Origin of the sequence: Vibrio sp. MM46 (genome assembly GCF_027587135.1) — a bacterium.
Taxonomy (GTDB): domain Bacteria; phylum Pseudomonadota; class Gammaproteobacteria; order Enterobacterales; family Vibrionaceae; genus Vibrio; species Vibrio harveyi.
The window spans coordinates 173,191-186,881 of the sequence record NZ_JAPPTO010000006.1; the positions used below are offsets into that span (position 1 = coordinate 173,191).

The window sequence follows — 13,691 nt, forward strand, 5'->3', positions numbered from 1 at the left end:
CGGTGTCTTTAAAAAGCAGCCCTATCAAAGAGCTGCTTTTCACTTTTAATTCAATAATTAAGCATTAAGGGCTTGTTCAAGGTCTACCAAGATGTCATCAATGTGTTCAATACCAACGGACAAGCGAATCATCTCTGGGGATACACCCGCTTGCTTTTGCTCCGCTTCACTCAATTGACGATGCGTAGTCGACGCCGGATGGCATGCAAGCGATTTTGCGTCACCAATGTTCACCAAACGCTTAAAGATCTTCAATGCATCGTAAAAGCGCACACCAGCTTCATAACCATCTTTCAAGCCAAACGACAATATCGCTGATGGTTTACCTTGCATGTATTTTTCTGCCAATGGATAGAATTCCGAAGTAGGTAAACCCGCGTAGCTTACCCAACTCACTTTCTCGTGCTGGCTTAAGTATTCCGCGACTTTCAGCGCATTTTCGGTATGACGCTCCATACGCAGCGACAGCGTTTCCAGCCCCTGCATCAACATAAAGGCATTCATTGGTGACAAAGCAGAACCAGTATTACGCAAAGGAACGGTACGAGCACGACCAATAAAAGCGGCCTCACCAAATGCTTCGGTGTAAACCACGCCGTGGTAAGAAGGCTCAGGCTGATTAAATACTGGGAAGCGATCTTTATGCTGTGCCCACGGGAACTTCCCAGAATCAATGATGATGCCACCCAGCGTCGTACCATGCCCACCAACATACTTAGTGAGCGAATGAACCACGATGTCGGCACCAAATTCGATTGGCTTGCATAGCACTGGAGTTGCGACCGTATTGTCTACAATCACAGGCACGCCCTGCGCATGAGCCAGTTCGGCAACACGTTCTAGGTCTATGATGTTCCCTGCCGGATTACCGATGCTTTCACAGTAAACCGCTTTGGTATTCTCATCGATAAGCTCAGCAAGACTTTCAGGCTTATCGTCCTTGGCAAAACGCACTTCAATACCTTGGTTTGGCAACATATGCGCAAACAAGGTGTAAGTACCACCATATAATTGAGGAGTAGAAACGATGTTATCGCCAGCTTGCGCGAGCGTGAGAATAGCGTAGTTAATTGCCGCACTACCTGCACTCACAACCAAACCAGCAATCCCCCCTTCCAACGCTGCCATGCGTTTTTCCAACACGTCATTGGTTGGGTTCATAATACGAGTGTAAATATTGCCCGGAACTTCAAGGTTGAATAAATCCGCACCATGTTGCGCATTATCAAACTCATACGCTACCGTCTGGTAAATCGGTGTCGCTACTGATTTGGTTGTTGGGTCGGTTTCGTAGCCAAAATGGATCGAGAGTGTTTCGTCTTTCATGCATCTTCCCTGAACTATTGAGTGAATGGTTATTCTTTTATATTGCCGATTTTTTCAACAAAGAAAAGCAGTTCAAGTCACAGGGGAGGAACTAGGTTTTAGAAAGGTTTTATTGTAAAACAAAAATCGCCTCGCTTGAGGCGGTTTATAGATGATTAAAAAGTACTTTTAAGTGCAGCTTTAACCGCCTGATTCAATTTGTTTAAAACCAATTCAAATACCCAGCGGATAAATGAATAGGTAAACTTAATCGCGATCTGAGCTCCCTTGCCCGCAAATACCAGCATATGACCAAGTAAGCCTTTTACACGTTCTGCAAATTCACTTGATAATTCTGAGATCTTAACCATTGAACGAGCAATAGCATCATAGATAGTTGAAATCGCCGAGCCTATATTTTGCGCAGCAAAGACTATAGAAGCACACCCCCCATCAATTAACAATGTCAGGATTGCAGCTGAGATTTTGTCTGCCCAAAACTCATTCGGTCTGGTTTCAAGCCGATTGTTATAATTTAAGACTACCTTTTCAAAGGGATAGGCAACCTTCTGGGAATAGATTTTTCCCAACTCTGAAATTCCGTCAATTGAGCATAACGCTTCATATCATGAGCTTTATGATCTAGACCCTGTTGTCTGCTCGATAAATACTCCGAACCATTGTAAGGAGTGTGATAGAAAGGCCACACAGGAACTTTAGGTACAGGGTCAGCACCATTAACACATCTAAAAATACTATCTAGACGTTGAGTTGCATTCATAGAGAAACTTTTTCCACCTACTCTGGGAGCACCAAATGTATAAAGGTGAACTTTTGCATTAACTTCAGGAAAAGATTTAAGCCAGTTCGCGGCTAAAGTGGCTAAAGCACCACCAAGGCTATGACCCACACAGTGAATATTTAGTAATTTATCTGACTTACTGGTTTTCACGAAAGCTCTAATTTCAGGAACCATAGAATTAAAGGTTCCTTGAAACCCATTGTGTACTAGCTCTCCAGAATGTGTACCTCTATGGTTTGCCGTCATATTAGTCAATGCATCAGCAAGTGTTTTAGTGCCTCGAAAAGAAAGTACGATATCTCTCTTATAAATTTCACTACCCCCTTTACCTACAACGATGAAACCTGAAGTAGGGCGATAAAAAAAGCCTCCAGAAGTTCCTGATATCACGTTGCTAATATCAAACTTAAAGTGGGCCTTTGTGTTTTTTTTGTAGAGAAATACTTTTTCTTTTTAATCTTGCTTGATAAGCAAAAGTTGCAATATCTGATGCAATTGTAGGTGATAATACACTCATATTAATCCTCTGACGGTAAGTCATTTGTTTCTTTAATCAGCTGTTCATTTGTATAACCTTTTAATCCTTCCCAACGACAAACCGAGACTAGAGGTAGATATATTCGCTCTCCACTTTGAGGTTCTCTGAACTCATAATTGAGTTCCTCTTGATTTAGTTCACAGTTAAGAGCCAACAATAATTCAGATGCAAAAGGAATTGGCTTTGCATGCTTAGTAGCGTTCCACAGATAAACTTCCTTGCCTTCTTTTAAGATATATATTTCTTGAGCTACAACGAAGTTTTGCCCGAGAACATCTTCTGGCGCTCTCGAACGAACCTGAAAATTAGGAAAATAAAACTCCCCTTTTAAGCCAGTTATTGCCTCATCGGAGATTTTCTCTCCATCTTTGTAACCTTCGTAGAATAAGTCCCGATGAACCGTTAACCCCGCTTGCGGTACGCCATCAAGTGTGATGACACCACGAACTTCTGGAGACATTTCCACATCGTATTTTTTAAACGGCCAAAACATTGCGCTTGCTCCTACCGAAAATAGAGCTAAGGCTAATATAAGAGAGTTTTTTTTAGCCATAGTCTTTCTCATCCATTGATTAATTCGTGGATGATATGGAAAAAGAGGACGGAGTGAGAGGAGTGAATAAACGGAAGACAATTTGTGGAAAGCAATTCGAAGTATCATGTAATTAAGAAATTTATTTTTATTATTTCTTAAACACTCGTGCCAATTGGCTCTCTCTACATTGATAATTGAACTTGTTGTAAAAGCCACTTTTTAAATCGTTGGGTTGGTTCGCTTTTCGTGTTAATGATCAAGTAGTACCCCGCGTTGGCATCAACGGGTTCAAATGGTGAGACCAAACGACTATTTTTAAGTTCATCCTCCACCAGCGCCATACGTGCCATCGCAATACCAACGCCGGCTTCAGCTGCGGACATCGCCATATCCGTTCGATTAAAGAAATGCCCAGAATCCGTTTTAAAATCCAGCCCCATACTTGATGCCCAATAGAGCCACTCATAGTCACGCGGCGCTTTATCCCATGGCATAGCATCGTGCAATAACGTCGCATCTCGCCATTGCTCTGGTGTCGTTTTAGGTGTTTTTAGCCACCCATGATCCTCAAGGTATTTGACACTCATCACTGGAAGAAGTTGCTCATCAAGAATCCGCTTCGCGTTTTTGTCTCGATACGGGTGCGGACCATAGTCAATTGCAACGTCGTAATCCTTCAGCTCACTATTCACAAGCGCTCCCTCTGCAAAAATCTGTACTTGCAGGTCGGGGTTATTTAGGTGGAAGCTTTCAAGCCTAGGAACCAGCCATTTAAATGCAAAAGAAGGTGTCAGTTTGAGGCGAATTTCATTGTGGGGCTTTTCAATCTGTAGCTCTTCAAGTGCTTTCCTAAGTTCAGAGAAGTGAAATTGCGAAGTCTGAGATAACTGCAAACCTTTAGGTGTCAGCCTAATTCCTCGCGAATGGCGTTCAAACAAAGTAAAGCCTAGTTGCTCTTCCAACTGGATAATTTGCTGGCTAATTGCGCCTGTCGTCAAGTGCAATGCCTTTGCTGCACTGGTAAAACTGTTGTGTTCCGCTACTTGGTTAAATAACCACAATCCACTTACGACACTACTTTTCATCCTGAGCCTATAGTTTTTCTAAACGCTGGATGTAATTTATATCGATTGTTAACAAAAGGTAAAGAAGACAAACTGCGCAACATCGAAAATGTGTGGAGCACATCAATGGAAGTCATCGTATTAGGTAGTGGTGTTATCGGTTTGACCTCAGCTTGGTATCTAGCTCAAGCAGGTTATCAGGTCACCGTGATCGATCGCCAACCAAGCAGTGCGATGGAAACCAGCTTCGCCAATGCAGGACAAATCTCTTACGGCTACTCTTCACCATGGGCAGCCCCAGGCATTCCACTCAAAGCCGTGAAATGGCTAACCGAAGAGCATGCCCCACTCAAAATAAAACCGTCTCTCAGCCCAGAGCTTATCCGCTGGGCTACGAAAATGGTGTCTAATTGCACCTTATCTCGCTATCAGATCAACAAAGCACGAATGCTATCCATCGCCAATCACAGCCGCACTTGTTTAGAGCAGCTAAGACGTGATCATGCGATTGAATACCAAGGTCGCCAACTCGGGACGTTACAAGTATTTCGATCTCAACAGCAGTTAGACACCATAGAAAAAGACCTTAAGTTATTAGAACAAAGCGGTACACGTTTTCAGCTAATGAACGTCGAGCACTGCATCAAACAAGAGCCTGGGTTAGCGTTAGTAAAAGAAAAACTGGTCGGTGGGTTGTACCTACCCGATGATGAAACCGGAGATTGTTTCCAGTTTTGTCAGCAGTTAACTAAGCTGGCGAAAGCTTATGGTGTCAGGTTTGAATTCAATACAGAGGTAAGTAATTGGGTTACCGTAGGCAAAAAGGTCATGGGTGTCCAAACGGATCATGGTTTATTTAAAGCAGACCAGTTTGTACTTGCTTCGGGCAGTTACTCAACGGCGTTACTCAAGCAGCTTGAGATTGATATTCCGATCTATCCCGTCAAAGGGTATTCACTGACGGTTCCGATTGAATGTGAACAATTTGCACCGCGATCTACCGTCATGGATGAGACCTATAAAGTGGCAATGACACGCTTTGACGATCGCATCCGGGTCGCAGGGACCGCTGAACTTGCGGGCTTTGATCCTTCATTACCGCAAAAGCGCAAGAATACGATTGAAATGGTGATTCGAGATTTATTTCCGCAAAGTGCCGATTTCACTCAAGCCGAATTTTGGACAGGCTTTCGCCCCATGACGCCCGATGGTACCCCCATCATTGGTGCGACCCCTTACGACAATTTATTCACGAATACAGGACATGGAACGCTCGGTTGGACCATGGCTTGTGGGTCAGGACAACTCCTTGCCGACATTATGATCGGTGCAGAAAGCAAAGTAACAAATCACTCAGAATTGAGCCTAAGCCGTTACGCCTAAACACCTGCAAACCATTTCAAATAGAACATTATTCCACATGTTAAATAGCATTCAGAAGATATGACTTCCATATCTCGCAGCACATTTTCATGGCAATGTGCTGCATATTCAATCAATTCATTGTCATTTCCAATAAAAACCACACACAAACATAACAAGAACCAATTTTTAACAATATTTAACCATTCTGTGTTCATCATCACGCTACAAAGGATTTTTAGTCAAAAAGGTTAACAATTACATTACAAAAAGGGTAATGTGTTGTACGAAAAACAACCACAACCATAACAAACAGGGAAAATACTCATGCAGTCATTAGTTGATTTTCTGAATGGAATTATCTGGAGTCCGGTACTGATTTATTTGTGCCTTGGCGCTGGTTTGTTCTACTCGATCATGACGCGCTTTGTGCAGATTCGTCACTTCTTTGAAATGTGGCGCTTGCTACTTTCTGGTAAGAGTTCAACCAAGGGGATTTCATCATTTCAGGCTTTGGCCGTTTCACTATCTGGCCGTGTAGGTACAGGTAACATTGCAGGTGTTGCAGCCGCTATCGGTTTCGGTGGTCCAGGTGCTGTTTTCTGGATGTGGGTTGTCGCCTTCTTTGGCGCAGCAACCGCATACGCAGAATCAACACTCGCACAGATTTATAAAGAAGAAGACGAAGGTGAATTCCGCGGTGGTCCAGCTTATTACATCGAAAAAGCAATGGGTCAAAAGTGGTACGCTTGGATCTTCGCTATCGCAACCATCTTTGCATGTGGTGTTCTGCTTCCTGGCGTTCAATCGAACAGTATTGGTAACGCAGTAGAAGCAGCATTTGGCTCAGGTGACATGATTGAAACCGCTATTGGTACCTTCAGTTTCGCTAAAATTTTCACTGGTACGGTTGTCTGTGTCATTCTTGCTTTCATTATCTTTGGTGGTGTGAAACGAATCGCGAACTTCACTCAAATCGTAGTTCCGTTCATGGCTCTGGCGTACATCATCACAGCATTCGTTATCATCCTACTTAACATCGGTGAAATTCCACGTATTGTTGGCATGATCATTGGTGATGCATTCACACCGATGGCGGGTATTGGTGCTGCGATTGGTTGGGGTGTAAAACGTGGTGTTTACTCTAACGAAGCAGGTCAAGGTACTGGTCCTCACGCTGCTGCAGCAGCAAGTGTTGATCACCCAGCACAGCAAGGTCTGGTTCAATCATTCTCTATCTACATCGATACTCTGCTAGTGTGTTCAGCAACCGCATTTATGATTCTTATCACGGGTGCGTACAACGTACACGGTGCAGTCGAAGGTGCGTTCTTAGTACAGAACCTTCCAGCAGATATCGGTGCAAATGGTCCTGTATTTACGCAAATGGCGATTGAAAGTGCCCTTCCGGGTGTGGGTAAACCATTCATCGCGATTGCTCTGTTTTTCTTCGCCTTTACAACGATTTTGGCGTACTACTACATCGCAGAAACCAACATCGCTTACATCCGTCGCACAGTAAAAGTAAACGGTCTGATGTTTATCTTGAAGGTCATTCTGATCTCAGCGGTATTCTACGGTACGGTTAAAACAGCTAACCTTGCGTGGGCAATGGGTGACGTAGGCGTAGGTCTAATGGCATGGCTAAATATTGTCGGCATTCTGATCATCTTCTTCATGTCTAAGCCAGCACTAAAAGCTCTAGCTGATTATGAAGAGCAGCAAAAACGTGGGGTTACAGAGTACACATTCAACCCTGTTGCGCTTGGTATCAAAGGTGCTGACTACTGGGAAGAAAAGTACAAACGTAAAACAGGCAAGGCGCCTACAGCGGATAGTGACACGGCAGAAACAGTAGAACAACCATCTACCTAATGCCTCATTAACCTCCTCCCCCAGCAGGTTGGCGGGTATATAAGAAAAAGCAGTGGTCCGAAAAGGACATTAAAAAAGGGTTAGCCAGTGGCTAACCCTTTTCTTTTGCATTCAATTCGAAGCGATTATGCTGCGATTTCTTGCGTTGCAACTTGAGGCTTTTGCTTTTCGCCGATTGGAAGAACCGTGCGACCGTACTCGTTGTTTAGTACTTGAGCCATTGCGAAGTAGATTGCGCTTGCACCACAGAAGATACCTTCAAAGCCTGCGATAGTGCCGATCAGCTCACTACCAGTAAAGTCACGTGCAGCTAGTAGGAAGAACAGGATAGTAAGAGAACCAAATACGACTTGCTTCGCTACTGGGTAGCATAGAGAACCAATAAACATGAAGCCAGTGAAGATACCCCATAGCAGTAGGTACCAACCCATAAAGTGTGCTGGGCTTGCAGGAAGACCCATGTAAGGCATTACGATTAGGCCAACCAGTGTTAGCCAGAACAGACCGTAAGACGTAAATGCAGTCGTACCGAAAGTATCACCACGTTTGAAGCACATCATGCCAACAAGAACTTGGCTAAGACCACCGTAGAAGATACCCATTGCTAGGATCATTGAGTCAATTGGGAAGAATCCTGCGTTGTGGATGTTAAGCAGAATCGTGGTCATACCGAAACCCATTAGGCCTAGCGGCGCTGGGTTAGCCAGTTTAGTAGACATGTAAGCGTACCTGTTTTCAAAAATGTTGATAAAAATTGCGCGCGAATTTTAATGGACTAAAAAACAAAAGAGAAAAGACGTTATTGGAAACTTAGATTGCACAAATAGGCAATCAAATGAATAAAAAAAGACCCTACTAAAAAGCAGAGTCTTTATAGATACTTAGACTATTTATTGTTCAATCACTGGCAAGAGATCTCATCCCAGAACCAGTTACTCTGGGTTGGCGTTTCCCATACACCCGGACCGTTTTTCGCAATAAAACACTTACCTTGATAAGTCACTTTGTCACCATTGGCTACTTGAGTGACACCTGGTTCCCATGCGATAAAGTCCCCTGAAACAGGAGGCTCCGTCACCGGTGGTTCGGTTACTGGAGGCTCAGTTACTGGTGGCTCTGTCACAGGAGGTTCAGTCGTTGGTGGCTCGGTTGGCGTGCCCGAAGCGAGCTTCCAAGGGTCACCTTTGGTCGGCTCATTGCCTTGTGACCACCACTTAGCTTCATATACCGCCCCCTTGTAAGAGACTTGGTCGCCTGTGTTATAAACCTTGCCAGCATCCCATGCAGCAACACCACCTACAGGTGGGTCAACCGGATCGACTGGGTCTAGTTTGTCGACAATGCGTACTTCAGGCCAACCCGCGTGAGATTGGTAGAAGTTGGTAACACATTTCTCGTAATCTCCTGCTACCAGAGCCGAATATGCGGTTTGGAAGCCAACCAATTCACACTCAAATGAATGACCCCCAGGGCGATCTGAGTAGTACTTCCAGTTACCATCCCAGTTGGTGTAAAGCACATCAGTCGCACCGTTAAGGTTTAAGCTACCGTACGGCGTTTGTTGCCAACAAGTATTGGTTTCATCAGCTTCGATAGGAATTTGATAATGCGCTGCTAAACCTTCCCAGTAACGAATACGGTTAACAGGCTGACCTTTGTCTTTGTTTTGCTCGCCACATTCAATACCGCCATTGATGACGTTGATAGTGGTACCAAAACCGTAACCAATGCCCGCATCGATCTCACGTTGCGATGGCACCCATGTACGATCAATTACGTGTAACATCGCTGGTTTTGGCGCTTGAGGGGTTAAGAAGAACCAAATTGCAGAAGCCAAGTTCAACCAAGAGTCAGCGACTAAACCCGGATTCTTCAGCAGCACCGATGCATCGCCATCAAACATCACTTCAGAGAATGCGCCATAGTTAAAGTGGTAAGAAAGCTGTTTGGCACCACGCCCAAAATACCCTTGACCAGGTTCGCATGGCCAGCGCTTATTTTGCCAATCGTTCTGACCACAGCCTGTGGTGTAACCCTCTTGACCTTCAGACCATCCCATTTCGCGTACATGCACGAGTGCCTGCTGCCACTCTTCTAATGCAAGTGGGTTGTCTGATACGTTATCAACCGCAATGTGACCACCAGTTTCTTGAGCAAAATGCGCAAATGCTGTCACGATGGATTTCTTACAGATTGCGTCAGAGTCTCGACCATCGGTGTACTCACCACAGAATGCAGGGAACTTACCTATCGCACGTAAGAAACGAGTATAAGTGTATTCAGGCGCAGCCATTTGCGTTAGGAAGTCCCACTCACTTTCGGGGAATACACGTTCAACACGTTTAACGTTTTCTGGGTTACCTGCTGCGCCCGGTACGATAGCTTCTACAACGCTGTTCGGACGAGTCTCTAACGCCTGTGCCCAGATGGCATACATTGGGTCAGATGTTTTGCTTTGCTCAACCGCTTGAATGTCACCACGAGCGATCACGTAGCCATTCGGGTTTTGAGGATCAGGTTGGATATTCATACTGGCATGAGCTTGTGCCGCGAGCACACAGCTTAATGCAAGAGGCAGATGTTTGAGTGCAAACATGTCTAATCTCCGTATTTATCAATACAATATACAAGGAATAACTAGACACATAGTGGATCATGTAGAAAAAACGCCGAGTAAAGCCCATTCATTCTGCGACGCAAAGTTTATAAATAAATACTGTTACACAGCGGGTATCACAAAAACTGTTACCTTGACTCAAAACAAAACGGGAGAACCTTCCCCCGTTTTTATTCTTGGTTATTGGTTGGCTGTTATCGACTCTAAAGCCTGCGAAGATTTCTGTTTAGAAAGCAATAAATAGACAGCAAACTGAACCACAACCGCCACCAGTACAATCACAGGCGAAGCCATTACCCCAGCGACAAGAAAACTTGCTAGGGCAATGGCACCATTAAGCACCGCATAAGGAAATTGAGTTCTAAAGTGTTCGTACTGCTCGCAACCAGCACCAGTCGAAGACAAGATGGTGGTTTCAGAAATTGGCGAACAGTGATCACCAAATAGACCGCCAGACAGAACCGCACCAATACACACCAACAATGGTGCATCAATCGCAACTGCAGTTGGGATAACCAACGGCATCATAATAGCGAATGTCCCCCACGACGATCCTGTTGCGAACGAAATAATACCAGCTAACAAAAATGCCACCGCTGGCAATAACCAATAAGGGAAACCAGCCTGCGCTTGTTCTGCAATGTACGCCGCTGCGCCAAGCTCCTTGCCAACCGAACTCAATGACCAAGCAAGAACCAAAATCACCGCAACGGACATCATGTTTGACATCCCTTTTAGGTAAACCTGAATGCCATCAGAGAGTTTTCTCACGCCATAAAACGCCATCAAACTAATCAAAGTAATTGCAGCAAAGAAATACGCCGACGACAGTGCTGCACGGAAAGTTGAGCCTGCTACTTTCTGAAATGGAAAACCATGAGGAACCAATATTGAACAAAGCACCACAAGCATGACGAGAAGCGGTGCCCAAACAAAACTTGTTTTTGCATTTTTATGCTCAAACACATTCAATGAATCTTGCACTTTTCCAAAATCAGAACCCTGCTCTGCAAGCTGCTCAGCTTTCGCCATTGGTCCAAAATCCAGTTTGAAGAAAGAAACAATCGGCACAATCGCGATCGCTAAAAAGGCATAAAACTGGTAAGGAATCGCACCAATAAAGGCATCCCAATCACTGATACCCACATCCAGTGCAGCAAACTCTTTTTGAATCAGGCTCATGATATAAACGCCCCAACCGATGAAAGGGATGAGGATCGCCACTGGGGATGAAGTTGAATCGATGATAAAGGCTAGCTTCTGGCGAGAGACTTTCAGTTTATCAAAAAGAGGACGAAAGACAGGACCAACAATTAACGGTGTACCAAGGTCTGAAAAGAAAATAACAACGCCGCCAAACCAAGCAGAAAGCTGCGCTTGGCATTTGCTTGCAACCCACTGAGTGACCTTTTTAGCGAACGCCACGCCACCGCCAGATTTCTCCATCAAGGCAACAAAACCACCAATGAAAACCAAAAGAAGGATGACGCCCGCATTGTAACTGTCAGTCAGTTGCGGCAACAGGTAACTTTTCATCAGTGCGCTAAACGAATCGAGCGGACCTTTGTCAACGAATGTGCCTTCTAACATAGCCACACCGCTAACAACACCGGCAAAAAGACCGACAACAACGTTTCTTGTAGTTAGCGCAAGGACTAACGTAATAATGATGGGGATGAGGGAGGTAACGTCTGCCTGTTCCATAGCAATACCAATTTTAATATTTAAACACTAAAAATGAATATACATTCAACAGTGTTACATGTATATATTTTCTAATAAAAAAGTTGAGACCTGCGTTCACACTTTTCAGGCATAAAAAAACCAGCCCGAAGGCTGGTTTTACTATTTTAATCTTTACGTCAAGTACTCCAACTAATTCCCAAAATAGTTGGAGTTGCAACTAGGCGACAAGCCATTTCAGCCCTATGAGCATAGGTTTACTATGTGATTAGGGTGAAATGGACAAATCAACAACGTTGCTACTTCAAATATGAAGGGAATATTATTCCCATTCGATTGTCGCTGGTGGCTTACCAGAAATGTCGTAAACCACGCGAGAAATACCGTCAACTTCGTTGATGATACGGTTAGAAACCTTACCTAGGAAGTCGTATGGTAGGTGTGCCCAATGCGCAGTCATAAAGTCGATAGTTTCTACCGCACGTAGAGATACAACCCAATCGTACTTACGACCATCACCCATTACACCTACAGAGCGAACTGGTAAGAATACCGTGAACGCTTGAGATACTTTGTTGTATAGGTCTGCAGCGTGTAGCTCTTCAATGAAGATAGCGTCTGCACGACGTAGCAAGTCACAGTACTCTTTCTTGATTTCACCAAGAACACGAACACCTAGACCAGGACCCGGGAATGGGTGGCGGTAAAGCATGTTGTACGGAAGACCAAGCTCTAGACCGATCTTACGAACTTCATCTTTAAACAGCTCACGTAGTGGCTCAACAAGACCCATTTCCATGTCATCTGGAAGACCGCCCACGTTGTGATGTGATTTGATCACGTGCGCTTTACCAGTCTTAGATGCAGCAGATTCGATAACGTCTGGGTAAATCGTACCTTGAGCTAGCCATTTCGCGTTTTTCAGCTTCTTAGACTCTTCATCAAATACGTCTACGAATACGTGACCGATTGTCTTACGCTTCTCTTCTGGATCCGATTTGCCTTCAAGTGCTTTAAGGAAACGTTCTTCAGCGTCAACTTTGATGATGTTCAAACCAAATTGGTCGCCGAACATATCCATTACTTGTTGACCTTCGTTTAGACGAAGAAGACCGTTATCTACGAATACACACGTTAGCTTGTCGCCGATTGCACGGTGAACTAGCATCGCTACTACCGATGAATCAACACCACCAGATAGACCTAGGATAACTTCGTCGTCACCCACTTGCTCTTTAATACGAGCAACCGCGTCTTCGATGATAGATTCAGAAGTCCATAGACGCTCACAGCCACATACGCCAAGAACAAAGTTCTCTAGCATTTGTAGACCGCCTTTCGTGTGCGTTACTTCTGGGTGGAACTGAACGCCGTAGTACTTCTTCTCTTCGTTCGCCATCGCAGCGTACGGACATGTGTCTGTCTCACCAACTTTCACGAAGTCAGCAGGAATTTCTACTACTTTGTCACCGTGGCTCATCCACACGTCTTGAGTTAGCTCAAGATCTTTAAATAGTGCAGATTCACCAGAAACTTTAACTTGTGCGTAGCCAAATTCACGTTCTGTAGAACCCGCTACTTTACCACCTAGCTGCTCAGCCATAGTTTGCATGCCGTAACATACACCTAATACTGGCACACCAGAGTCAAATACATATTGAGGAGCGCGTGGAGAGTTATCTTCCGTTACGCTTTCCGGACCACCAGAGAGGATAATACCGTCTGGATTGAATTCACGAATATCCGCTTCTTCAACGTCCCAGCTCCACAGTTCACAGTAAACACCGATTTCACGTACACGGCGCGCTACTAGCTGAGTGTACTGAGAACCGAAGTCCAAGATCAGAATACGTTGGTCATGAATATTTTTAGTCATTTTGAGCAGTCTTATAAGCTAGGTTATTAAAACG

The 13,691-nt window shown here is 44.5% G+C and carries 9 protein-coding genes and 1 pseudogene; 2 read left to right on the forward strand and 8 right to left on the reverse strand.

Translation table 11 applies throughout. The features are described 5' to 3' along the window. Positions 1-57: 57 nt before the first annotated feature. The 4 genes and pseudogenes from OH459_RS09135 to OH459_RS09150 form a co-directional block, all read right to left on the reverse strand. Complete coding sequence (locus OH459_RS09135; RefSeq protein WP_009697684.1) at positions 58-1,326, reverse strand: O-acetylhomoserine aminocarboxypropyltransferase/cysteine synthase family protein; 1,269 nt, start codon at positions 1,324-1,326, stop codon at positions 58-60. A 155-nt stretch (positions 1,327-1,481) separates the two neighbouring features. Beyond that, positions 1,482-2,624: pseudogene (locus tag OH459_RS09140) on the reverse strand (lipase family protein). Position 2,625: 1 nt separating this feature from the next. After that, positions 2,626-3,198 carry a DUF6795 domain-containing protein gene (locus OH459_RS09145; RefSeq protein ID WP_053053259.1) on the reverse strand — a complete coding sequence of 191 codons (573 nt, stop codon included), beginning with the start codon at positions 3,196-3,198 and terminating at the stop codon, positions 2,626-2,628. Positions 3,199-3,362: 164 nt separating this feature from the next. Further along, complete coding sequence (locus OH459_RS09150) at positions 3,363-4,265, reverse strand: LysR substrate-binding domain-containing protein (RefSeq protein ID WP_114321970.1); 903 nt, start codon at positions 4,263-4,265, stop codon at positions 3,363-3,365. Between the two features lie 105 nt (positions 4,266-4,370). On the opposite strand from OH459_RS09150, the gene OH459_RS09155 reads away from it, so the two are divergent. Together OH459_RS09155 and OH459_RS09160 are read left to right on the forward strand one after the other, a co-directional pair. Then, entirely contained in the window at positions 4,371-5,627 is a 1,257-nt protein-coding gene (locus OH459_RS09155) for a D-amino acid dehydrogenase (RefSeq protein ID WP_269986433.1), read from the forward strand. Between the two features lie 306 nt (positions 5,628-5,933). Beyond that, positions 5,934-7,481, forward strand: coding sequence for an alanine/glycine:cation symporter family protein (locus tag OH459_RS09160; RefSeq protein WP_005447683.1), 1,548 nt, complete (start codon positions 5,934-5,936; stop codon positions 7,479-7,481). A gap of 125 nt (positions 7,482-7,606) precedes the next feature. Here the strand turns inward: OH459_RS09160 and OH459_RS09165 are convergent, their stop codons facing one another. The 4 genes from OH459_RS09165 to guaA form a co-directional block, all read right to left on the reverse strand. Then, on the reverse strand, positions 7,607-8,200 hold the full coding sequence (locus tag OH459_RS09165; RefSeq protein WP_005447690.1) for an acetate uptake transporter: 594 nt from the start codon (positions 8,198-8,200) through the stop codon (positions 7,607-7,609). Between the two features lie 182 nt (positions 8,201-8,382). Beyond that, a complete protein-coding gene (locus tag OH459_RS09170) occupies positions 8,383-10,077 on the reverse strand; it encodes a chitinase (RefSeq protein ID WP_269986437.1) in 1,695 nt (564 codons plus the stop codon). 201 nt (positions 10,078-10,278) lie between these two features. Next, positions 10,279-11,802: a Na+/H+ antiporter NhaC family protein gene (locus OH459_RS09175; RefSeq protein ID WP_053053262.1), complete on the reverse strand. Its 1,524-nt coding sequence runs from the start codon at positions 11,800-11,802 to the stop codon at positions 10,279-10,281. A gap of 301 nt (positions 11,803-12,103) precedes the next feature. After that, positions 12,104-13,657, reverse strand: coding sequence for a glutamine-hydrolyzing GMP synthase (gene guaA / locus OH459_RS09180; protein WP_005447693.1), 1,554 nt, complete (start codon positions 13,655-13,657; stop codon positions 12,104-12,106). Between the last annotated feature and the right edge of the window lie 34 nt (positions 13,658-13,691).